The following is a 21,751-nucleotide window of genomic DNA, read 5'->3' as shown; positions in this document are numbered from 1 at the left end:
AACTCTCATTGAAAGCGCGAAACATGAAGCGAACGCTGAGTTTTTCATGCGGCGCGCTATCCAGTCGGCCCCGCGCTACAGCGATGCAGCCAGCCGCGTGCCTTGGTCGATCGCACGTTTGGCATCGAGCTCAAGCGCTTCATCTGCGCCACCGATGATGTGCACTTTTGCCCCCCCAGCCTGCAGCGGTTCAACGAGTTCTCGCAGCGGTTCCTGCCCTGCGCACAGCACGATGGAATCAACCGGCAGCCATTCGGCCGCTTCGCGTTTTTCGCCGTAGCTCACGAGCAGGCCTTCGTCGCCGATGCGCTCGTAGTTGACGCCGCCCACCATGCGCACGCCCAAGTTCTTCAGGCTTGTGCGATGGATCCAGCCCGTGGTCTTGCCCAGTCCACCGCCGAGTTTGCCGGCGCGCCGCTGCAGCAGGACGATCTCGCGCGCGGGTGTTTGCGGTTCAGGGCGGATGCCATCGACACCGCCGCGCACTTCGGTCGGATCACCGACGCCCCACTCAGCACGCCACGTCTGCAGATCCAGCGTGGGCGAATGGCCATCGAGCGCGAGGAATTCCGCCACGTCAAAGCCGATGCCGCCCGCACCGACAATCGCCACGCGCTTGCCCACCGGCTTGCGATGGCGCAGCACGTCGATGTACGACAGCACGCTCGGATGGTCCTGCCCCGGAATCTTCGGGTTGCGCGGCGACACGCCGGTCGCAATGATGATCTCGTCGTATTTGGCAGCCAGCAATTGCTGCGCATCGACCCGCACGCCCAGGCGTGGCGTCACGCCGGTGGCCTCCACCCGGCGCTTGAAGTAACGCAGCATCTCGTGAAACTCTTCCTTGCCGGGAATCGTCTTGGCCATGTTCAACTGGCCGCCGAGTTCCGGGGCCGCGTCGAACAGGTCTACGGCGTGCCCGCGTTCGGCCAGCGTGATGGCTGCCGACAAGCCCGCAGGCCCTGCGCCCACCACCGCAAACCGCCGCTTGGCGGGCGTCGGTCGGATGACGAGTTCGGTCTCATGGCACGCGCGCGGGTTGACGAGGCAACTCGCAATCTTGGCCTTGAACGCGTGATCCAGGCACGCCTGGTTGCAGGCGATGCAAGTGTTGATGTCCTGCGCGCGGTTCGTGGCGGCCTTGCGTACGAAGTCGGCATCGGCCAGCAGCGGGCGCGCCATCGACACCATGTCGGCGCAGCCATCGGCCAGCACGGCCTCCGCCACCTCCGGCGTGTTGATGCGGTTGGACGTCACCAGCGGAATGCCGACCTCGCCCTTCATCTTCTTCGTGACCCACGCGAACGCTGCGCGCGGCACGCTCGTCGCGATGGTGGGAATGCGCGCCTCGTGCCAGCCGATGCCCGTATTGATGATGGTGGCGCCCGCGCGCTCCACGGCCTTGGCGAGCTGCACGACTTCCTCCCACGAGCTGCCGTCCGGGATCAGGTCGATCATCGACAAGCGATAGATGATGATGAAATCCTTGCCGACGGCTTCGCGCGTGCGTTGGACGATTTCCACGGGCAGGCGCATGCGGTTCGCATAGCTGCCGCCCCAGTCGTCCGTGCGCTTGTTGGTGTGCGTGACGAGAAACTGGTTGATGAAGTAACCCTCGGAACCCATGATCTCGACGCCGTCGTAGCCGGCTTCACGGGCCAGTTGGGCGCAGCGCACAAAGGCGCGGATCTGTCGTTCGATACCGCGCGCTGACAACTCGCGTGGCGTGAACGGGCTGATGGGCGAGCGCAACGCCGTGGGCGCCACCGCAAACGGGTGGTAGCCGTAGCGGCCGGTATGCAGGATCTGCAGGGCGATCTTGCCGCCTTCCTCGTGCACGGCGTTGGTGACCGTGCGGTGGCGGCGTGCGGCGCCATGCGTGGCGAGGCGCCCCGCAAAGGGCTTTGTCCACCCGGCAATGTTGGGTGCGAATCCGCCCGTGACCATCAGGCCGACATCGCCGCGTGCGCGCTCGGCAAAGTAGGCGGCCAGCCGGTCAAAGTGGTTGCCATCTTCCAGACCGGTGTGCATCGAGCCCATCAGCACGCGGTTCTTGAGCGTGGTGAAGCCCAGGTCGAGGGGCTGGAGCAGGTGGGGGTACGGCGAGGAGGGCGTGGAGGAGGGCATGTCCGGCGCAGGGCACAGGCGCTGCGATGATGTGGAAACGCGCCGGACGGTAGCACCCAAGCGCCCGTTGGAACAACAGGGCGGGGTTCTAGATGTGTGGACTGCGCGTCAGGATTTTCCCGACTTCTTCGTGTCGTCTTCCGCGGGCTTGCCGAGCAGCGCTTTCAGGAGTTTGTTCTGGGGAATCGCCTTGCCGGTGCCCTGGCCGGGCTTGCCGGTGCGCTGGCTGCCGCGCTTGATGTTGTTGGCGATCTTGAGGCCCTTGAGTTTTTCGAGGTCTGTTTTCTTCACGATGGGGTCCGCAATGGGATACATGGGCTGCGTGTTACGCTCGGCAGGATACGCGAATTGCCAACCCCCCGGTCCGCCCGCGCCCGTTTTTCTGCATTTCCGCTACCGCATTGACCTCGTTCACGCCGCCTGCCACGCCCGTTCCGGATCTGTTTCAGCCCAGCCTGCAAGACTGGGCTGAGCGGCCTGCTCAAGCCTTCGAACACTGGCTGGCCGCCCGCGGCTATCGCGAATCGTCGGCGACGGTGTATCGCGCGATGTGGCGCAAATGGCTGCGCTGGGCCGAGTCGCACCAGCGCGCGCTGGCCGATTGGAGTGCCGGCGACATCGCTGCCTTTCTCGACGAGTCGGGCCTGACCAAGCTGCATCGCTACCGCTACGCGCGCCTGATTGAGCGCGTCTTCCATCAGATCGAGCAGCAACGGACTGGCACGCACAACCCTGCAAGCTCTGCGGTGCAGCAGAAGTTGGCCGAAGGCGAGAACGATCCGACCACGTTCCTTTCATTGACTGAACGTGCAGCAATTGAGGCGTCACTGGAAGTGGGCGCGCAGGCCAGCGAGGCCGCCGTCAACGCCAGCGCCTTCAAGCTGGCGCGCGACCGCGCACTTGTAGCCGTGTGCCATGGCGCGGGGCTGAAGGTCGCGCAGGTGCAATCGCTGCTGCTCCGCCAAGTGGATGATGCGCTGGAGGTGATCACGGTCGAGCGCCCGCGCGGCCCGTCGTACAAGGCGCCCATGCTGGAAGCCGCACGCCCCGCGTTGGCTGCCTGGCTGGCGGTGCGCGCACACGCAGAAGTGCCGGGCGAGCGCGTGTTCGTTGCCGATGCCGGCGGGCGCGTCATGCACGCCGCATCGGTGTACCGGCGCGTGGAGGCGTGGCTGGCCGGGTTGCCGGCGTTGCTGCACCGCAGCGAGCGGCTGTCACCGCAGACGCTGCGCAACGGCTACACCGCCGCGCTGTTCGACGCAGGCGCGGACCCTGCTGAGGTGGGGTACGCACTGGGCCTGCGCGATGCGACTTCGGCATGGCGTTTGCGCGCAGCCTATGCTGAGTGGCAAGCGGCGGCCCATCCCGACGGCCAGCCGTAGTGCCTTTTTGGGCAACAGGGGCTTCAAACTGCCCGCGAACCGTTGGCAGGCTTTGTTATGATCGCGCTGTTTTGCGCGCTGCGGAGCAGGTCAGCGCAGCGTAGAACGACGATGCCGGGTTCAAACCGGCACGCTAGCTCTCTCCTTCCTCGATACCTCGCACCCCATGACAGAAACCATTCTGCTGACCGGCGCTACCGGCTACATCGCCTCGCACACCTGGGTTGAACTGCTGGATGCGGGCTACCAGGTGATCGGCCTCGACAACCTGTGCAACAGCAGCTCGACTGTGCTGTCCCGAATCGAGCAGATCACCGCCAAGACGCCGAAGTTCGTGCAGGGCGATGTGCGTGACCGGCGCCTGCTCGACGACCTGTTTGCCAGTTCGCGCATCTCCGCTGTCATTCACTTTGCGGCGCTCAAGTCGGTGGGTGAATCGGTGCAGAAGCCGTTGGCTTACTACGACAACAATATGGGCGGGCTGGTCACGCTGTGCGCGGCCATGGCGCATGCGAATGTGCGCCAGCTCGTGTTCAGCTCGTCGGCAACGGTGTATGGCAATCCGCATACCGTGCCGATTACCGAATCGTTTCCGCTGTCGGCCACCAACCCCTATGGCCAGACCAAGGTGATGGGCGAGCAGGTGCTGCGCGATCTGGAGATTTCCAATGCCGCTTGGCAGATTGCCTATCTACGTTATTTCAATCCGGTTGGGGCGCACCACAGCGGCCTGATCGGTGAAGACCCGCGCGGCATCCCCAACAATCTGATGCCGTATGTGGCACAGGTGGCGGTCGGCAAGCGAGAGAAACTTTCGATATACGGCGGCGACTGGCCCACGCCCGACGGCACGGGCGTGCGCGACTACATCCACGTGGTGGATCTTGCGCGCGGCCATTTGTCGGCGCTCGACACCCTGCGCCGGGACAACCGCGGCTTTACCGTCAACCTCGGCACGGGCCGTGGGTATTCGGTTCTGGAAGTCGTGGAGGCTTACAAGCGCGCCAGTGGCAAGCCGGTGCCGTATCAGATCGTAGACCGCCGCCCCGGCGATATTGCAGCGTGCTATGCCGATCCGGCACTGGCGGCCTCGCTCCTGGGGTGGCGCGCGCAATACGGCATCGAGCGCATGTGTGAAGACTCATGGCGTTGGCAGAGCATGAATCCGGACGGCTTCCAGACCCGTGGTTGATTCATTGAACGGCTCGAACCAACAGGAGACGCTCCCTCGTGGATGAGGCGTTCATCGCTCACCTGATCAGTGCGCTGGCGGGCGCATTGTTGCCTGCGTTGCTGCCATTTGTCGTGGCATGCGGCGCGGGCAGCTTGCTGCTGCGTTTGCTCGATGACTTGCGCAGTGCGACGGCCTCGCGCACACGCGTGCCGCTTGTCATGACAGCGCTGTTCTCGGCGGTCGGGCTGTGGGCGGTGCCGCTGCTGCCGCTGCTTGCGCATTGGCCTTTGCATGAAGACACCGCCGTGCTTGTGATGACGCTGGCTTCGTTCTGCTGGAGTCTGGCCGTTGCGGCGCTGTGGTGTGTGCTGGGCGGGCGTGCAGGCCTGGTGCGCGCCATGTTGCTCGGCGTGTTGCTGAGCGTGAGCGGCCCGGTGGCGGTGCTGCTGCTGGCGGGCGTGACGAGCTTCAGCGCCACCGCCTGGGAAGACGCTGGGCTGCTCGGCATCGTCATGGTGCTGTCGGCGGTGGCGTGTGCGGCTGCACTGCAGTTTGCGTTTTCGGCGCGCTCGGGGGCGACTGGGGTGGCCGTACGCCGCCCAGGCGTCAGTCTGTTTGTGAGCGTGCTGTTTGGCATCGCCTTGACGGTGGATGCGGTGTACACGGCGTCGCTCGCCGGCTCGTTTTCGACGCTTCCAGCTATGCCCCGCAATGCGCCTGCAGGCTTGCAGTTGCTGCTGGTAATTGGCGCGGTTGCAACGGTGCTCGCTGCTTTCCTGCTGGGTTATCGAGATCGCGCCACTGGCGACACCGCCGCCGCCATCGCGACGCGCGAAATTCGTCTGCGCAAGGAAACCGTACAGGCACTCAACGACCTGGAGCAGAGCTACCGTCGTCGCGAAGCAGAGCTCGTTGCTCGCCACCAACTGCTGCTCGACGGTGCAGATGTTGGCCTCTGGGAGTTCGATCTGGTCACGCGCGCAGCGCAGTTTTCCGCGCGCTTTGCCGGCATGCTCGGCTACTCGCTCAAGGAGATCGGCCCAAGCACGAGTGAATATCTCCGCTTGGTGTATCCGGATGATTTGCCCATGGTGCTTAATCGCATCCAGGCGCACGTTGATGGCAACACGGCGGCGTACGTGGCGGAGTTCCGTATGCGGCACAAGGATGGCAGCTATCGCCAGATTGCCGCGCACGGCGTGGCAGTGCGTGACGCCGGCGGCCACGCCGTGCGCATGGCGGGATCGCATATCGAGGTGGTGGCGAAGGTGGCCTCGGCAGAAGTTGCCGTGGCGTCATCCTCCACCGCCACCGACGCGCCCGAAACGCTGCGTCGCCATGGCTTGTGGGAATCCTGGACGCCTGTCGATCATCCGGCTGCTGAGGCTGCCGCACCGCAAACAGAATCGACATCCACGCCCGTGCCCCCCACGACGTCCACAGGCGGCACGCTTCCCAGCATCAATCCTGACGCCTTGCGCTAAGGCGTCTTCTTTTTTCTCTCCCTTCCTCAATAGCGAACTGGCACTTGAGTGCATGTCCTACTCAAGTTTTTCGCATATGTGCTCGATAGCTCAAGCAGAGCGCGTGTAATCGCGCCAGGGGAGCGCCGCGCATAGCAGCTGTGCCATGCGCGGACACAAGAAACGCTTGGAGGGAAGGAAGATGAATCGACTCACGCTTCGTCAGAAGCTGTGGCTGCCGCTCGTCCTGAGTTGGCTGTGCCTGCTTGTCATTACATTGTGGAGTGCATGGGGCGCGCGCACCGTACGAATGGAAGAGCGGCAACGCGATCTCCAGAATGTCAGCGCGACGGCGTTCAGCGTCATCAAGGAATACGCCCAACTGGCGCAGGACGGCAAGATGACGGTGGACGAAGCGAAGGCCCAGGCTATCGCGCGTCTGAAAGACATGCGCTATGGCACAGACGGCTACTTCTCGCTGTCCAGAACCGACACCGTGTCGGTTATGCATCCGATCAAGCCCGAGATGGTCGGCAAGAATATGTCCGGTGCAACGGATCCGGAAGGCAAGCACTTGTTTGTCGACATTGCGCAAACGGCCAAGGCCGGCGGCGGGTTCGTGCGCTATCTGTGGCCCAAACCCGGTAGCGACAAGGCTGAACCCAAGCTGACCTACGTCTCGTATTACCAGCCTTGGGATTGGTCGATGACGACGGGGTTGTATATCGACGATGTCGATGCGGCGTTCCGCGCCTCGCTGATCCAGTCGCTGGGCTTGCTGTTCGGTATTGGCTTGCTGATGACCGTGGTTGTGGTGTCCGTGACGCGTGGCTTGCAACGTCAGTTGGGCGGTGAACCAGCTTATGCCGCAGACATTGCCGCGCGCATCGCCAGTGGTGATCTGGCGTTGCGGGTGCAGACCCGCCCGGGCGATCGTGACAGTATGCTTTTCGCCATGTCGCAGATGCAGCAGCAGCTGACCGGCACGATTGGCGACATCAAGAACTCGGCGGATTCCATTGCCAGCGCCACCAAGCAGATTGCCGCCGGCAATGCCGACCTGTCGCAGCGCACGGAGCAGCAGGCGTCGTCGCTGGAGGAAACAGCGTCGAGCATGGAAGAACTGACGAGCATCGTGAAGCAGAACGCCGACAACGCACGTCAGGCGAGCACGCTGGCCGTCAATGCCTCGGATATTGCCGTCAAGGGCGGCGAGGTGGTCGGGCGCGTGGTTGAGACCATGTCCGGCATCAACGAAAGCAGCAAGAAGATTGCCGACATCATCGGCGTGATCGAGGGCATCGCCTTCCAGACCAACATCCTGGCGCTGAACGCTGCGGTGGAGGCCGCCCGCGCGGGTGAGCAGGGCCGTGGCTTTGCCGTGGTGGCGGGCGAGGTGCGCAGCCTGGCGCAACGCTCAGCGAGCGCCGCCAAGGAGATCAAGGAGCTGATCGGCGATTCGGTGGGCCGTGTGCAGAACGGCTCGGCACTCGTAGAAGAGGCCGGCGTGGTGATCCAGGACGTGGTGACTGCCGTGAAGCGTGTGACCGACATCATGGGCGAGATTTCTGCGGCGTCTGAGGAGCAGAGTTCCGGCATCGAACAGGTCAACCAGGCCGTGAATCAAATGGACGAAGTGACGCAACAGAATGCCGCGCTTGTGGAACAGGCGGCCGCGGCCGCGCTGTCGCTGGAAGAGCAGGCGCAATTGTTGCGCACGGCAGTGGGGCGCTTCCAGGTGTAACTGCGTCGGGCGTCTGTCGCGCAGACATGCAAAAGGCCGGCAAATCTGCCGGCCTTTCTCTTTTGTGGTTTCCGGCGCGCCTCTTTGTGCGGGCTCGGAATGCTGCGCATGAAGCGCTGCTCAGGCGACCAGAAAATCCTCCATCTTCCGGCCCGACGACAACTCCTTTACCAGCCAGCCCGGGCGCTTGCCACGACCCGTCCAGGTATTGCCGTTGTTGTCGCGGTAACGCACCGGCACCTTGCGACCGGCCTTCTTCGAGGCCACGGCGCCCTTGGCGCCAAAACCGAGGTCTTCGGCGGTCAGGCCGTATTCCACGATCTTGTGCTTGATTTCAGCGATCACCGTCGCTTGTTCATTTGCCCGGAGTTCGTCGGCTTGGCGCTGCAGTTCAGAGATCTTCTGAACGATTTCCTTGTAAGTCGGCATTATGGATTCCTCAACTTTGCAATTGAAACATGGGCACGCTCCCCGTAGCCCAGGGCATTATAACGACTTTGCAGGTGAGAATTGAATTTCGTTAAGACCTCATGTCAACGGCGTGGATTTTCCGCCGCACTGTGCTTTGCGCAAACCTGCATGGGGCGGGCGTTTGCGCGATGTGTCGAAATCGTAAACATATGAACCATTGCAAAACCATTGGGCCGCATTGCAATCAAGCCAGTGCACCAACTCCGCAATCCCAACTCAATTCCTTTCTTATGTGACTGCTTCATTGCTTCGGCAATCGCATCAACTCTTCGCCAATATTTCCGAATATGAAGGTGAAAGGTTTCCGAAAGGTTGTCTCGAATGCATCAAAATGGCGCATTTTCCGTGCCGCCTATTCGAGATCGTCTGTTCAGGCGTACTCGATTCCAAGTAACCCCTGAAAGTCCTTGGCCGGCATCGGACGGGCGAGCAGATAGCCTTGCACCTGATCGCATTGCAGATTTACCAGAGCCTGCATTTGCGCTTCGGTTTCGACGCCTTCTGCGACCACGGTCATGTCCAGCGAATGCGCCATCGCACAAATGGCGCGAATGATGGCAGCCGCCTCGGCCGGGTTGTCGTCGAGCGCAGAGACGAACGCGCGGTCGATCTTGATCTGCTGGGCGCGAAAGCGCTGCAGATAACTGAGGCTGGAATAACCGGTGCCGAAATCGTCGATGGCCACCTCAAAGCCGAGCGACTGGATCTGACGGATGACCGCAATGCTTTGGCCGGCATCGCGCATGGCCGCCGTCTCGGTAATCTCGAACATCAACCGATGCGCGGCAACCTGATAGCGATGCAGGATCTGAGACAGACGTTGCACAAGATCCGGCTGCTGGAATTGCCGTGGCGAGAGGTTGACGGCAATGCGCTGCGGTGACATGCCAACGGCATCCCAATGCATGATCTGGCGGCAGACTTCTTCAACCACCCAATCACCCAGTTCGACAATGGTGCCGGTGCGTTCGGCCAGCGGGATGAACTCCGCCGGTGATACCGGGCCGAGCTCCGGATGGTTCCAGCGCAGTAATGCTTCAGCGCCGGTCATGGCCTGCGTGCGCGCATCGTACTTCGGCTGGTAGTACACCGAGAGTTGCCCGTTGAGGGCCGCATGCGAAAGCGCTCGTTGGATTTGCAGCACGCGGTGCGCGGTGGTATTCAGGCGCGGCTCGAAGAAACGATAGGCATTGCCGGTGGACTGCTTGCAATCGAACATGGCCGTGTCGGCATGTTCAAGCAGCGTGTCTGCCGTCGCGCCGTTGTGCGGATGCACGACCACGCCAATGCTGGCGGTCGCGCGCAGGCGCCGGCCTTCCACTTCCACCGATTCACGCAGGCGGAACAGCAGCTTGTCACCGATGGTGGCGGCAGCTTCGGGCAGTGCCAGACCTTCAACAAGGATGCCGAATTCGTCGCCGCCAAGCCGTGCCACGGTGTCTTCGCCGCGAATGGTCTGTCGCAGGCGCTCGGCGATGATCTGCAGCACACGGTCGCCGGCGTTGCGGCCGTATTGGTCGTTGATCTGACTGAAGTTGTCGAGATCCAGATAGAAGAGGGCGAACGGACGTCCGCGCCGCGTGGACGACAGAATTGCTGCCTCCAATGCTTCGCGCAGATGCAGGCGGTTCGGTAGACCGGTCAGCGTGTCATGGAGTTGAGGCCGGGGCGTCTGGCTTGCCACGCGCGCCAGCGATGCTTCCAGGTGCGCCTGCGCCGAGTCGACACGGGTTTCAAGCATCATCAGCGCAGCATGCAAGCCCAGCGCGATCAACACACCGCCGGCGCTGAGCATGATGATGGGCACGATATGCATCGCCGACTCGTCGACCGGCCATGCGGCGGCGCCTGGCCACAGTGCAAGCGACAGCACAGCCGTTGTGGCCAGCACGGCAGCAGCACGTGCACGCAAACCCACGGCGGCGCGGCGCTGGGCCGCAGGCATATGAAACGCCATGCACATCGCCAGGCATACGCCTGCGCCGAGCACCAGCGCGCCGCCGCCCCAGCCAAGCAGGGCGCGGCGCAGCGGCAAGGCCTCGTCATGCGCCCAGGGGCGTGTCAGATACAACTCCATCGTCAACAAACCGATGCCAAGCGCCACGGCGGCCATGGCAATGCTGCGTCGTTGCGGAGCCTGTGCGCCATTGGAGGACGACGTGTCCGGCAGCACGATAGAGAAAACCGCCAGCGATGCTGCCAGCGCCGTCATGAGTGTCGCCGCTATCGGCGTGGATATGGGCGTGCCGACCTGCCGATGCAAGCCAAGCTGGCCGAGCCAAAGCCCCGACCACAACCCCATGCCAAGAATGGCCGCGCAGGCAATGCGCCAGTTGCGGCGTTTTGCGATCGTCGAACCCCCCGGCAGACGTGTCGCAGCGTCCAGTGCGGCAAACGTGGTCAACCCCGTGCTGACCCACGCAAACAGCAGCAGCGCAATATGGAAATCGTTATGCATGCGAGCGCATCCGGCGCGGCCCCCCGATCTACGACCAGCGCCTAGTCTGTGTTTTGCGGCGAGGATAGCGCAAAAACCTGTCGTTTCAGGCCGCGAAAAAGTGCGTTTGTTGCGCGCTATTCACAGAATGCGTCGGGATCATTCGCCGCTACCGCTTCGCATCAGGCAAGCATCACGGCGCCACGCCTGTCTTGAAAGATCGGCAGAAACCGCCGAAACGTGAGCCGGGTATACGCGGATGGCTAGACGCCCGTGATTGGGCGTCCGAACTCAAATGAAGTGGGGAGGAAAATCGCGCGCGCTCAGGCGTTGAGGCGTCCGCGGCGGCGTGAAGCCGGAGTGGCGGCGCCTGCACGTTCCAGATCGACGCTGGGCAACAGATGCAGCAGACGCACAAGTTCAGACTGCCGGTGTGTGCCGGTCTTGCGCAGGATGTCGCGGATATGCACGCGGACCGTGTGCAGCGAGAGGAATTCGCGCTCTGCAATTTCCTGCAGGGTTTCACCTGCGGCCAGCCGCGCAGCGACGATGCATTCCTTGTTGGTCAGCCCAAAGAGTGAGGCGAGCACGCCGGCGTCCATGACCGAGCGGGCCTCGGAGTTGCCTACCAGCACCAGCGCCAGCGGCGAAGCCCAGGCCGAACGCATTGCATCGGAAGGTGCGAGCGGCGTAGCAATGAAAGGCACCGGGCGGCCATCGCGCGCCAGGTACATCCACGAGCCGGCCGCGCCCTGCACGCCCAGCGACCCGGCGGCATGTTCGATGAGGTTGCGCAGCGCAGCGTCGTGCGTGTGGTCTTCTGAGTGTAAAATGCTGCCATCGATCGACAAACGGTCGTCTTCTGTTGTCATTGTGCGCGCCCACGCGTTGGCGTATTTCACGCGCATGGTGCGCTCGATGACCATCACGCCGAAGTCCAGCGTATCCAGCCCGGCCATGCCGAGTGCGGCGAGTTCGTTCAGCTCCAGATGGCGCTGCTGCATGCGCGCAGCCCGCTGCAGGTGAGGCAGCACGCGCTGCAGGCGGGTCTCGCGCTCAAGGGCGCCGACTTCCGATGCATCGTCCTCGCGCGTGCGCAGGCGCATCGTGACGCGCATGTCCGGCGTGTCGATCAGCGTCATCGATGCCGTCGACGTTTCTTCAGGTTGTGCTGCGCTGAGCAGTTGGGGGTCTTGGCAGAAGGCGTTGCAGTGGCCTTGCTGCGGGCAATGCTGACACCAGCCCGACGAAACGCCGTGACGCGGTGTTTCGGTGTGCTTGTCCCAGACGAAATAGTGAGCGCTTTCGGCGCCGGCATAGACGGAGAGCAGGGCCAGGGCGATGGGCATCTGCGCAGGCTCGAGTACCGCCTCGTAGATGGTATCGACGAGTCGATGGAATTCTGCGTCATCCGATAGACGTTGCAGCATGATGGCCCCCGGTGCGTATTGCGACAGCTCAGAGTGCAATCCCTTGCTGTCGGCGTGTTGCGGCGTGATGCCGCCGTCGCTGTAATGATTATTGTTGTTCTGCGCGACTTCTGTGGTAATCGGCAACTCTTTGGAAAAACTTAACATTCCGCTTTTGATGCTCCCAAATTCCAGCGGCGATGTATCCCCCTCTTGAGAGGGGAGTATGGCCGACTTTCAGCGCTGAAAATATAAAAAATATAAAAAATTCGTGTACATGTTCATGATCGGCGTGTGTCAGTTGAACTGGTAGGTATAGGCCGCGTTGAACCGCAGGCTGCGCGAACTTGAGTTGATCGGTTTGTCGCCCACGGGGCGCGCGACCGCGAGGTCCAGCGTGTAGTACTTCCGATCGGAGAAGCGCACGCCCAGCGCGATCGACCCGAGCTGATCATGCACGAGCGTGCCTGCGTTCGAATAGACCTTGGCGGTGTCGTACAGCACGTAGGGCTGCACGGTCTTCAGGTAATCCATCGATACCTGGAAGGCGCGATTGAGTTCGACCGACGCGCCCCAGCCGCGATCACCCGCCACTTCACCGGCCGGATAGGCGAGGCCGAAGAAGCGCCCGCCAAAGCTGATCTGCTCCGAAGACGGCAACACCGCGCCGCTGTACTGCGCAGCCCCCGAGACGACCACGCCAAAACCCAGGGGCAGGTCGTGGGCTTCGCTGGCGGTGATGCGCGTGCGCAGGAAGCTCAGGTCGACGTTGTTGTTGACCGATTTGCCTGCGCCGAGGCTGTTGATGCCTTGGTAAATGCCAAGCGACGCACGGCGCGTTTCACCGGGTTTCACCTCGGTGTATAGCGCTTCCGCGCCGGCCACGCGCACCTTGGCATCCAGTTCAGTTTGCGCAAACCCGGGGTTTTGCGGTGTATAGCGCTGCTTGTCGTCGTTGCCGTAGAAGGTGCCCGTTACCGTCAGGTTGCGCGAGTTCGACAGCAGCACCGGATAGCTCAACGACAATCCAAGCCGCTGCGTGTCGGTCAGGTAGCGCGACTGATAGCCCAGTTGCTCCAGCGGCAGATTCTCGGGCATGCCGCGATAGTGCGACCACGTGAGCTTGGCCAGCAGCCCATCGGTGCCGATCGGCTGCGCCCACGTGGCGGAGTAGAACGTCTCGTGATCCGACCCGCGCGGTTGCAGCGTCGAGACGGTGATCTGCTCGCCCAGCGGCGTCACGCTATTGAGCGTGCCCGTGATGATTGCCCGCACACCCGGCGAGCGGTATTCGACGCCCGTGCCGATGGTGTACGGCTGGCGCTTCACGTTCAACACCAGTTCGCTTGCGCCATCGGTGGTGGTGGGCGGTTGCACGGTCGCGGTGATCTGCACACCCGGTTGCAGCGCCAGCACGCCCGTCACGCGCTCGAAGGTCTCGCGGCGCAAGGGCTTTTCATCCATCAGGCGCTGCGAGATTTCGCGCAGGCGGCCTTCCAATGGCCCGGGTGTGCCCTCGATGCGCATACGTGCCACGTAGCCTTCCACCACGGTGACGCGCACGACGCCGCCTTCAAACGTTTGTGCGGGCACAAAGGCAAACGAGAGCGGGAAACCGCGGTCGGCATACAGCTTGGTGACATCGTTCGCGGCCTGCAGCAGTTGCGCGACGGTGACGTCATGCCCGGCCAACGGAGCGAAATGCGCGGCGACCTCGGGGAACGGCAGCGTCTTGACGCCTTCGATCTGGAACTTGGTCGGTGTGAGATGCGTCGCGAGCAGATTTTCCAGCGCCGGATTCGGCCGCTGCACTTCCACCTGGATCTTCTGCTGGGGCGGGCGGGAGGTATCGACCTTGGGAAGCGTGTCGATCGGGTTGCCTTGGGTGGGGCTGCTCTGGGCCCAGCTCAGTGCCGGGCCGGTCAGTGCTACGCCTGTGGCCAGGGCCAACCGCATGGTGGTGGTCCGCACGCCTGTCTCCTCCGTGGTTTTCGTTTGTGGTGTCGCGAAGCCGTGCAGCCGCGCGTTGCATCAAACGATAACCGCGAGACATGGTGCTTTACAACAAGACACATAGAGGGAGCGTTCACGCGACGCAACGGCCCAGGTAAATACTGGGATGCGTCGGTGCGTGGCAGCCAGCCCAATGACGATGCCGCATTGCGCGGCATCAGTGCGTTTGAAACGTGACATCGGCGGACCGGCGTGATACCCGGTCCGCCGAAGCGTGGCTCGTTGATCAGTGGCGCGTGCCGCCCAAAGCGGTGCCCACCGTGCCCAGCAGGCCGCCCACCGCGCCAGTGACCGGCGACAGCGGTGTGGCCGCACCGGCCGACGTCAGACCCGTGCCCACCGTGGTAACCACGTTGCCGACCGGTGCTGTGATTGTGCCGACGGGGCCGAGGGGGTTGGAGCCGCCAGCGCCGCCGAGACCACCAAGTGCACCGGTGATCGGTGCAAGCGGGTTGCTGCCACCCGTCGCACCGCCCAGGCCGCCCAGCAGGCCGGTGATCGGCGCCAGCGGGTTGGAGCCACCGGCACCGCCGAGGCCGCCGAGCGCGCCAGTGATCGGAGCGAGCGGGTTGCTGCCACCCGTCGCACCACCGAGGCCACCCAGCAAGCCCGTGATCGGGGCCAGCGGGTTGGAGCCACCCGCGCCGCCGAGGCCGCCGAGCGCACCCGTGATCGGAGCGAGCGGGTTGCTACCACCCGTCGCGCCACCCAGGCCGCCCAGCAGGCCGGTGATCGGGGCAAGCGGGTTGCCGCCCGATGCCGTCGGCGAATAGACAACGCCGCCCAGCGCGGCAACCGTGTTGCCCGTGGCCGTCACCACGCCACCGAGGCCGCTCACCACCGGAACATTGGCCGCAGTGAGCGTGGTGCCGCCGTTGGCCACCGCGCCGCCAATCGTGCCCAGCAGTGTATTTGCCGGCGCACCGAGGCCCGTGGCCGCGCCCAGCGTCTGCGTCCCGCTGGTGATCTGGGAAGTCAGCGGCACGATGGCCGTGCTCAGTTGCTGCGTGAGTTGTTCCACAGGGCCGGTCGACAGGGCCGTGCCCAGCGTGCCGCCGCCGTTGGCAACCGCCTGGCCGACTTGCGTCACCACGCCTGCCAGCGGCGTCGTCACCGGGGCCAGCGGCGCCAGCGGGCCCGTGCCCAGGTTGTTGACCAGCGTGCCGGCGCTCGTGACCGTGTTGCCCGCTCCGGTCACCACATTACCGAGGCTGGAAACCGTGGTGCCAACCGGATTGGCGTTGCGGCCGATGCTGCCCAAGCCGTTCTGAACGCCCGCGCCCAGCGCTGAGACCGTCGCACCAGCGTTTTCAACCACACCGCCCAGGCCGCTTTGCACGCCGCTCAGTTGCGAGGGCAACGGTGCGGTGGCGATGGTGTTGCCCAGGCCGCTCACGGTCGAGCCGGCTGACGTGACGATGCCGCCCGCATTGTTCAGGACGGCGCCAGTCGGGGTCAGCGGCGCAGGTGCCGGCGTCGGAGTGGGGCTGGGGGACGGAGAAGGCGACGGCGAGGGGGAGGGCGACGGGGACGGTGCCGGCGAAGGCGTTGGCGTTGAGCCGCCACCGTTGTTATTCGAGCCGCCGCCGTTCGAGCCGCCCAACGAGCTGCCGAGATCGCCGGAGCCGGAGCTGGCGCAACCACCCAAAACCAACAGGCTTGCCATGGTGGCGGCCAGGCACTTGATGTTCTTATTCATGATGGATCTCCCGTTTTAAAAAGTCCGCTTTAGTCAGCTGGAAAATGTCTCACTGTCGATGTGAGGTGGCCGGACTCTGCAAACGGTGTGCCATGTCACGATTATTACGCAATGCGTAATGGGGCCCGGGAATTTGCCGCGTTTGCCTCAATAAAAATGGAGAGATTGTGGAAACTAACCAGAATGCGGGATTTACATACCCTACCAAAGTAGGGGTTAAACGTTTGCTTTTGAGGTTATGTCTGGGGTGAATGTGTTCCGTGTCACGTTACGTCGTAACGCTCGGAACACGGATTTGAGTGGGGTAACAGCCCATGTTTAAGGTCGGGTAACACCTGACGTGCTGTCCGCAAAACCAATAAGTACGCCGTCCTTTGAGAACTGAGTCACGTCTCTGACGCGCCTGGCATGCCATTTGCAGAATGTGGCCCGCAGTCCGCAGTACCGAGCTCAGACATCAAGACACATCATTCCAAGAAAGGGACGGACCATGACTCACATTCGACACTCCATTCGCGTTGCGCCTTTGGCCTGCGCTGTTGCCGCTCTCATGCTGGCGGCTTGTTCTTCGGGAGGCTCTGGCTCGGGCAGTTCGCCGAATCCGAGCCCGAGCGACACAACAGGGGTGACGCCCGTCGGCAAGGTCGCAAACGGCACCGGCAACACCGTTGTGGCGACCGGCCAAGCGGTCAGCAGCCTCGGCTCGACGCTTCAAAACGCAAACATTCCGGGCCTGTCGGATCAAGCTAAAGCAGGGCTCGGCGGCACGGTGGACAACACTGGCAAAGCTGTCAGCGATCTCGGTCTGGGCATCCAGACCGGGCTCGGCAAGATGGGGCAGAACCCCAATCCGATCGGCACGACGGTGGCCAGCACTGGCAATGTCGTGACGGATCTTGGCCAGGCGACCGTGAGCGCCGGCTCGCTCGTGCAGGGCCTGGGTCAAGGCTCGGGCGCGCCGCTGGCACCGATTACGCAACCCGTGGGTGGCGGCGTTCAGCAGATCGGCCAGGCGCTGATCGGCGGCGGCACGTTGCTGGGCAGCGCGCTGTCTTCCGGCGCGGTGCAGCAGGTGACGCAACAACTGAGCACGGCCATCGTGCCGGTTACCACGCAGGTCAGCGGCGCCACCCAGATGATTGGTGATTCCACTGGCCTGGGCGGAGCCTTGAATAACCTGCTGGGCACCGTTGGCGGCGGCGTGGCCGGCGCCGGCAACACCATCACCGGAACAGGCGTGCCGGTGGTCTCGAACCTTGGCCCGGTGGTGACTTCCCTCGGCACCACCGTCGCGGCAATCGGCGGCGTTGCCACGACCGGCGGTTCGGCGGGCAGCAACCCCTTGGGCGGCCTGCTCGGCGGCGTGGGCGGCGGCACTGGTGGCACGAACCCCTTGGCTCCGCTGACCGGCCTGCTGGGCGGCGCAACAGGCGGCTCCAACCCTCTGGCTCCTGTTACGGGCCTGCTGGGCGGTGCAGCCGGTGGCAGCAACCCGCTGGCGCCCGTCACCAACCTGCTGAGCGGCGCGACCAGCGCAGCCGGCGGCGCATCGGGCAGCAATCCGCTGGCCCCTGTCACCAACTTGCTGGGCGGCGTTGGCAGCTTGGCGCACTGAGCAGTACCTGTCTGTGCTCTTGAAGGTGCGCGGGCGTGTTCCCGTCGCTCGCGCATCCTTTTTTTGCCTGGACAGAAATGGGGAGCGTTCAGATCGGCCCCGAGGATTAATGGGAAACCCGTTCAGATAATCGATCTAGTCTGACCGTCATTAGGGGATTTCCATTGGTTTTCAGAGGGTTGGCGTGTCTTTAATAAAATTAAATAGAGACTTCACTCTAATTTGAGGCAAGTACCTCAATTGAGTTATTTTGTTTGCGGCGCTGCACGCCTATAAAGTTGTTACGGGGTGTTACGTGACATACGTGACACGCCTGAAAAAATGAATGCCCATGGGGGGCGTGCGGTGATCATCAAGCGTGTGCGGGACGCTTCGTTTGGTGATATCTGAATTTCGTTCCATTAGTGGAACGGCGCGAACGGCGAAATTTTTTGCTATTCGTGTCATCGCTGTAAATCCCCATGCGTTTTATCCGTTATTAGCAAATATGAACTGGCTAAGGTTGGAGCGCCGAAAGCTGGTCGAGATCAACACATCCGCGGGCGAGTGCAAACAGGAGAGAATCATGAAAAACGCCGTTCTGAAGTTCATCCGTGACGAACAAGGTGCCACTGCCGTTGAGTACGGCATGATCGCTGGCCTCATTGCCGCTGCGATCGTGACGATCGTGTCCACGCTCGGTACCAAGCTTGAGAGCGTGTTTGCGTCTATCTGCCAAGCCGTCAACAAGAACGTGGCTTGCTAGCAACCTGGTACGGCCACGTCGATACGCCCGGCTGGGCAGGGGTCGTAGTCCTTTCCGTTATTGCAATCACGCTGGATTTCCGCTCACGGCGGGTGCCGAACTGGCTTGTCGTCGCGGGGGTAATGCTGTCCGTCGCTCTGATTGAGTTCGGTGGGGTACAGCACCTTGCCTATGACTGGCAGGACTTCTGGCTCGGCGGGGCGATTGCGTTTGCCTGCTTCCTGCCCCTGTATGCGGTTGGCTGGATGGGTGCCGGCGACGTGAAGTTCTTCACTGTCGTCGGCCTGCTTGCTGGCTGGCATGGCCTTGTGGCCGTCTGGCTTGTCTCGAGCATGATTTCCGGCTTGCACGCGCTCGCCATCATGGGGTTACGCCAGCTTGATGCGTCTTCTCCTTCGGCTTGGATCGTGATGCGCGTGTGCCCGGCGATCGCACGCTGGGATACCGCTCAGGCAGGGCGCCGAGGCATTCCGTACGCGGCCTATATGGCAATCGGGCTGCTGAGCCTGCCATGGGTGCCCTCAGTGATGCGCATGCCATGGCTGCCAGGCATGTAGTTCAGACAGTTGAAGCGTTGAACAAGAGCCGCCAAGCGGCCAGCCTATAAGAAAGGAGTCGGCCATGCCGACATTGCAACGGGAACGGGAGGGTGCTCGCACGCACCCGAAAGTCCGCACGCATGGCGTCCGCCGCCCCCGGCGGCACGGCAGCCGCGGCGCAGCTTCAGTCGAATTTGCCGTCGTCGTGCCGGTGCTGCTAGTGCTCATGCTCGGCATCGTCTACTACGGCGTGATCCTCGCCATGCAGCAGGCGCTGACCCTGGCGGCGGAAGAGGGCGCACGCGCCGCGCTTCGCTATCAGCCGTCCAACACGCAGCGCGTGGCAGCTGCCTATGCGGCCGTGACGTCGGTACTTCCCACCTTCCTTACCGGGCGGGTCCAGACCAATCAAAACAGCACCCCGCTCGTGAATTGCCAGAACGTGGCAGGCATGCAATGCCTGAGCGTGGTCCTGACGTTGCCCGTGACCTCCGGCAATAACCCGTTGCTGCCGTCGATACCCCTGTTGCCCGCGCCGGACACATTGACGGGTTCAGCCGTCGTGCAGCTGGTGCCTGGCTCCTGACACTTTCCAGTTCGCTGCCCCTCTTGATCGATCGCTCGGACACGCCGCCCAGATGACCAGCAAACACCTCCAGATCTTCGCCGCCGCGCTGTTGCTGCTGGCCGCCATTCTTGGCGCCGTGGCATGGAAGACGGCGCATCGCCCGCCGGCGCCCGTCGCCGCGCAGAAAGACGGCAAGACCGTCTATCCGGTGGTCGTGACCACGAAACCGCTTGAGGCGGGCAAGCCCATCACCGCGGACCAGTTGGCCGTCGAGCAACTGCCCATCAATCCGGCCGAGGCGTTTTCGGACGTGACGAAGGTGGTTGGGCGTGAACCCATTCTGCCGGTCGGCGTCGGCGTGCCGTTGATTGCCTCGCAACTGTCGTCGGGCCTTGCGCAGCAAGTGGAGGCCGGGCAGCGCGCGGTCGCCATCAACGTGGATGAGGTGATCGGTGTGGGCAACCGCGTGATGCCGGGCGATTACGTCGATGTTTTCCTGGTGATGCGCAAGGATGGCCAGGAGGTTGAAGACAGCCAGGCGCGCCTGTTGTTGCCGCACCTGCGCGTGCTGGCGTTTGGCCCGCTGGCCGTCAATGAAGGGGCGCAGAAGCAGCCCGAGAACAACGGAGTCACGCGCAAGGTCGATCAGGCCAAGACGGCGGTGTTGGCCGTGCCGGTGGAGGCGGTTAGCCAACTGGCCATGGCGCATCAGAGCGGCCGCCTGCTGCTGGCGCTGCGCAACCCGGGGGACGACGCCGAGCCGACCGTGAAGCCGCAGGACGCAGCCCTGTTGGCTGCCGCCAACCGCAATCCGATGGACGTGGCACAGGCCGGGGTATCGCTTGCCAGCCTGACAGGGGCGGCGCGACGCTCGCCGGTGCTCCAGGTGCCGCCGCTGCCCGTGGTGGCGTCAACGCGCGCAACCGCACGAACCAATACGGTCGCCACCGGCGGCGTAGAAATCATCCGCGCAGGAAAACGTGAGGAGCAACATGACTGATGCCGCCATGGTTCGCGGTTGGATGGGCGTACTCGCGTTGGGCTGCGCCGCCTTCGTGCCGAGCGCATTTGCCGAGACGGCTCCGACCGGCCAGACGCTTCATCTCCTGACAGGCAGTCAGCGCGAAATTCGCCTGGGCAAACCGCTCGAGCGCATTGCCATCGGCAACCCTGAAATTGCCGATGCGTTGCTGCTCAAGGGGCGCGGTACAGCCACGAGCGTTTTGATCATCGCCAAGAAGCCGGGCGCGGCCAACGTGATGGTCTGGACGCAGGGCGGCGTTGCGACGACTTACAACGTCCAAGTGGACGCCGCGGCGCCTCTGGCTGGCGATCCGGTCGTGGTTGCGCAGGGCGATAGCGCCGTCGTGTCAGGCCAGCCTAAAGACGTCTACGCGCTTGCCCGTGCGCGCCGCTCGGCCGCCGTAGCCAGCGGCGGGGAAAAACCTAAGGGCGGCAACGTCATCGACACCACCTCGATGAACGTGCCGGGCACGGTGCAGGTCGACGTGCGTGTGGTGGAGTTCAGCAAGACTGTGCTGAAGGAAGCGGGCTTCTCCTTTAGCCGCACGCGTGGCGGTTTCAGCTTCAGCACGTTCTCCCCGTCATCGCTGACCAAGTACACATTTGGCTCGACAGGGTTGTCGACCGAGTCGACCATGCCGATCGGCTCGGCATTCAACCTGCTGATCGGATCAGTCAGCAAGGGGCTCTTTGGCAACCTGAGTTTGATGGAATCGAACGGCATGGCGCGCGTGCTGGCCGAGCCAAGCCTGGTTGCTTTGTCAGGCCAGAGCGCCAACTTTCTGGCCGGCGGCGAGATTCCAATTCCCGTGCCGCAAGCGCTGGGTACCACCACCATCGAGTACAAGCCGTTCGGCATCGGGCTGACGGTCTCGCCGACGATCCTGTCGGAAAACCGCATCGCCCTGAAAGTGGCGCCTGAAGCGAGCGACCTGGATTTCAGCCGAGGCGTCACGCTCAATGGCGCAACGGTGCCGGCCATCGTCACGCGCCGTGCCGATACTACCGTTGAGCTCGGCGATGGCGAGAGCTTTGTCATCGGCGGGCTCGTCAGCCGATCGACGCTGTCCAACGTCGACAAGGTGCCGTTCCTGGGTGACGTGCCGATCATCGGGACGTTCTTCAAGCGCCTGAACTACAACCAGGAAGAACGGGAGTTGGTGATCATCGTCACGCCCCATCTGGTCAAGCCGATGGCACGCAATGCGCCGATCGACAAGATGCTGCCGGGACAGAGCGGCGGGCAGGATCGCGATACCGCAGGCGACGCTGTGTGGCGGCCGTTTGCCCTGGGGGTGGCGGATCCGGCCACCATGCCCGGGTTCTCGAAGTAAGGGGCCGG

General features: G+C 63.4%; 17 protein-coding genes. 10 read left to right on the top strand and 7 right to left on the bottom strand.

Annotated elements, in window-relative coordinates; translation table 11 throughout:
* Window positions 1–75 precede the first annotated feature (75 nt).
* Window positions 76–2,127, bottom strand: a complete 2,052-nt coding sequence (locus NG898_RS20780) for an NADPH-dependent 2,4-dienoyl-CoA reductase (RefSeq protein WP_252694216.1) — start codon at window positions 2,125–2,127, stop codon at window positions 76–78.
* 108 nt (window positions 2,128–2,235) lie between these two features.
* On the bottom strand, window positions 2,236–2,442 hold the full coding sequence (locus NG898_RS20775; RefSeq protein ID WP_092971941.1) for a hypothetical protein: 207 nt from the start codon (window positions 2,440–2,442) through the stop codon (window positions 2,236–2,238).
* Between the two features lie 86 nt (window positions 2,443–2,528).
* Between NG898_RS20775 and NG898_RS20770 the strand changes: the two genes are divergently transcribed.
* The 4 genes from NG898_RS20770 (at window position 2,529) to NG898_RS20755 (ending at window position 7,890) form a co-directional block, all read left to right on the top strand.
* Window positions 2,529–3,509: a tyrosine-type recombinase/integrase gene (locus NG898_RS20770; RefSeq protein WP_252694215.1), complete on the top strand. Its 981-nt coding sequence runs from the start codon at window positions 2,529–2,531 to the stop codon at window positions 3,507–3,509.
* A gap of 166 nt (window positions 3,510–3,675) precedes the next feature.
* A complete protein-coding gene (gene galE / locus NG898_RS20765; RefSeq protein ID WP_045201552.1) occupies window positions 3,676–4,701 on the top strand; it encodes a UDP-glucose 4-epimerase GalE in 1,026 nt (341 codons plus the stop codon).
* A 38-nt stretch (window positions 4,702–4,739) separates the two neighbouring features.
* Entirely contained in the window at window positions 4,740–6,167 is a 1,428-nt protein-coding gene (locus NG898_RS20760; protein WP_252694214.1) for a PAS domain-containing protein, read from the top strand.
* Window positions 6,168–6,348: 181 nt separating this feature from the next.
* Window positions 6,349–7,890: a methyl-accepting chemotaxis protein gene (locus tag NG898_RS20755; RefSeq protein WP_092971937.1), complete on the top strand. Its 1,542-nt coding sequence runs from the start codon at window positions 6,349–6,351 to the stop codon at window positions 7,888–7,890.
* 120 nt (window positions 7,891–8,010) lie between these two features.
* Here NG898_RS20755 and NG898_RS20750 read toward each other — a convergent pair whose 3' ends face one another.
* The 5 genes from NG898_RS20750 to NG898_RS20730 form a co-directional block, all read right to left on the bottom strand.
* Complete coding sequence (locus NG898_RS20750) at window positions 8,011–8,319, bottom strand: H-NS histone family protein (protein WP_004627393.1); 309 nt, start codon at window positions 8,317–8,319, stop codon at window positions 8,011–8,013.
* A gap of 412 nt (window positions 8,320–8,731) precedes the next feature.
* Complete coding sequence (locus NG898_RS20745) at window positions 8,732–10,819, bottom strand: putative bifunctional diguanylate cyclase/phosphodiesterase (protein ID WP_252694213.1); 2,088 nt, start codon at window positions 10,817–10,819, stop codon at window positions 8,732–8,734.
* 302 nt (window positions 10,820–11,121) lie between these two features.
* On the bottom strand, window positions 11,122–12,375 hold the full coding sequence (locus NG898_RS20740) for a helix-turn-helix transcriptional regulator (RefSeq protein WP_252694212.1): 1,254 nt from the start codon (window positions 12,373–12,375) through the stop codon (window positions 11,122–11,124).
* 129 nt (window positions 12,376–12,504) lie between these two features.
* Window positions 12,505–14,178 carry a ShlB/FhaC/HecB family hemolysin secretion/activation protein gene (locus tag NG898_RS20735; protein ID WP_252694211.1) on the bottom strand — a complete coding sequence of 558 codons (1,674 nt, stop codon included), beginning with the start codon at window positions 14,176–14,178 and terminating at the stop codon, window positions 12,505–12,507.
* 268 nt (window positions 14,179–14,446) lie between these two features.
* Entirely contained in the window at window positions 14,447–15,919 is a 1,473-nt protein-coding gene (locus tag NG898_RS20730; protein WP_252694210.1) for a collagen-like triple helix repeat-containing protein, read from the bottom strand.
* Window positions 15,920–16,409: 490 nt separating this feature from the next.
* Here NG898_RS20730 and NG898_RS20725 point away from each other — a divergent pair, with 490 nt between their 5' ends.
* From NG898_RS20725 to NG898_RS20700, 6 genes are all read left to right on the top strand, one after another.
* On the top strand, window positions 16,410–17,534 hold the full coding sequence (locus tag NG898_RS20725; protein ID WP_252694209.1) for a collagen-like triple helix repeat-containing protein: 1,125 nt from the start codon (window positions 16,410–16,412) through the stop codon (window positions 17,532–17,534).
* Between the two features lie 565 nt (window positions 17,535–18,099).
* Window positions 18,100–18,279, top strand: coding sequence for a Flp family type IVb pilin (locus NG898_RS20720; RefSeq protein ID WP_252694208.1), 180 nt, complete (start codon window positions 18,100–18,102; stop codon window positions 18,277–18,279).
* 92 nt (window positions 18,280–18,371) lie between these two features.
* A complete protein-coding gene (locus tag NG898_RS20715) occupies window positions 18,372–18,836 on the top strand; it encodes an A24 family peptidase (protein ID WP_252694756.1) in 465 nt (154 codons plus the stop codon).
* Window positions 18,837–18,900: 64 nt separating this feature from the next.
* Window positions 18,901–19,404, top strand: coding sequence for a TadE/TadG family type IV pilus assembly protein (locus NG898_RS20710; RefSeq protein ID WP_252694207.1), 504 nt, complete (start codon window positions 18,901–18,903; stop codon window positions 19,402–19,404).
* Window positions 19,405–19,456: 52 nt separating this feature from the next.
* Window positions 19,457–20,386, top strand: a complete 930-nt coding sequence (gene cpaB, locus NG898_RS20705) for a Flp pilus assembly protein CpaB (RefSeq protein WP_252694206.1) — start codon at window positions 19,457–19,459, stop codon at window positions 20,384–20,386.
* Window positions 20,379–21,743, top strand: coding sequence for a type II and III secretion system protein family protein (locus NG898_RS20700; protein ID WP_252694205.1), 1,365 nt, complete (start codon window positions 20,379–20,381; stop codon window positions 21,741–21,743). Before cpaB ends, NG898_RS20700 begins: the two co-directional genes overlap by 8 nt.
* Window positions 21,744–21,751: the final 8 nt, after the last annotated feature.

This window comes from Ralstonia mojiangensis, from assembly GCF_023955645.1.
In the GTDB taxonomy this organism is placed as follows: Bacteria; Pseudomonadota; Gammaproteobacteria; order Burkholderiales; family Burkholderiaceae; genus Ralstonia; species Ralstonia mojiangensis.
This window is presented reverse-complemented; position numbering and strand designations above follow the sequence as displayed.

Excerpts from the sequence above, each read along its gene's own strand:
- NG898_RS20745 (WP_252694213.1), bottom strand. The coding sequence starts at position 10,819 with ATGCATAACGATTTCCATATTGCGCTGCTGCTGTTTGCGTGGGTCAGC.
- galE (WP_045201552.1), top strand. The coding sequence starts at position 3,676 with ATGACAGAAACCATTCTGCTGACCGGCGCTACCGGCTACATCGCCTCG.
- NG898_RS20775 (WP_092971941.1), bottom strand. The coding sequence starts at position 2,442 with ATGTATCCCATTGCGGACCCCATCGTGAAGAAAACAGACCTCGAAAAA.
- NG898_RS20700 (WP_252694205.1), top strand. The coding sequence starts at position 20,379 with ATGACTGATGCCGCCATGGTTCGCGGTTGGATGGGCGTACTCGCGTTG.
- NG898_RS20755 (WP_092971937.1), top strand. The coding sequence starts at position 6,349 with ATGAATCGACTCACGCTTCGTCAGAAGCTGTGGCTGCCGCTCGTCCTG.
- NG898_RS20710 (WP_252694207.1), top strand. The coding sequence starts at position 18,901 with ATGCCGACATTGCAACGGGAACGGGAGGGTGCTCGCACGCACCCGAAA.
- NG898_RS20725 (WP_252694209.1), top strand. The coding sequence starts at position 16,410 with ATGACTCACATTCGACACTCCATTCGCGTTGCGCCTTTGGCCTGCGCT.
- NG898_RS20740 (WP_252694212.1), bottom strand. The coding sequence starts at position 12,375 with ATGTTAAGTTTTTCCAAAGAGTTGCCGATTACCACAGAAGTCGCGCAG.
- NG898_RS20780 (WP_252694216.1), bottom strand. The coding sequence starts at position 2,127 with ATGCCCTCCTCCACGCCCTCCTCGCCGTACCCCCACCTGCTCCAGCCC.
- NG898_RS20720 (WP_252694208.1), top strand. The coding sequence starts at position 18,100 with ATGAAAAACGCCGTTCTGAAGTTCATCCGTGACGAACAAGGTGCCACT.
- NG898_RS20750 (WP_004627393.1), bottom strand. The coding sequence starts at position 8,319 with ATGCCGACTTACAAGGAAATCGTTCAGAAGATCTCTGAACTGCAGCGC.
- cpaB (WP_252694206.1), top strand. The coding sequence starts at position 19,457 with ATGACCAGCAAACACCTCCAGATCTTCGCCGCCGCGCTGTTGCTGCTG.
- NG898_RS20730 (WP_252694210.1), bottom strand. The coding sequence starts at position 15,919 with ATGAATAAGAACATCAAGTGCCTGGCCGCCACCATGGCAAGCCTGTTG.